Below are 617 nucleotides of genomic sequence, written 5' to 3' on the forward strand. Positions count from 1 at the left end.
AAAATCATCGAACTGGCTGGCTACCTGGATTCTTACATCCCAGAACCAGAGCGTGCGATTGACAAGCCATTCCTGCTGCCAATCGAAGACGTATTCTCCATCTCCGGTCGTGGTACCGTTGTTACCGGTCGTGTAGAGCGCGGTATCATCAAAGTTGGTGAAGAAGTTGAAATCGTTGGTATCAAAGAGACTGCGAAGTCTACCTGTACTGGCGTTGAAATGTTCCGCAAACTGCTGGACGAAGGCCGTGCTGGTGAGAACGTTGGTGTTCTGCTGCGTGGTATCAAACGTGAAGAAATCGAACGTGGTCAGGTTCTGGCGAAGCCAGGCTCAATCAAGCCACACACCAAGTTCGAATCTGAAGTGTACATTCTGTCCAAAGACGAAGGCGGCCGTCATACTCCGTTCTTCAAAGGCTACCGTCCACAGTTCTACTTCCGTACAACTGACGTGACCGGTACCATCGAACTGCCAGAAGGCGTAGAGATGGTAATGCCAGGCGACAACATCAAGATGGTTGTGACTCTGATCCACCCAATCGCGATGGACGACGGTCTGCGTTTCGCAATCCGTGAAGGCGGCCGTACCGTTGGCGCGGGCGTTGTTGCTAAAGTTCT

1 protein-coding gene is annotated in these 617 nt (G+C 51.9%); it reads left to right on the forward strand.

Annotation, left to right across the window (positions count from 1 at the left end; translation table 11 throughout):
* Window positions 1-617, forward strand: a 617-nt coding sequence (locus tag ACOTXL_RS23795) for an EF-Tu/IF-2/RF-3 family GTPase (protein ID WP_044705022.1), incomplete at both ends; no start/stop codon positions are given.

Source organism: Enterobacter cloacae complex sp. IR5402, assembly GCF_049238125.1.
GTDB classification, from domain to species: Bacteria; Pseudomonadota; Gammaproteobacteria; order Enterobacterales; family Enterobacteriaceae; genus Enterobacter; species Enterobacter hormaechei_C.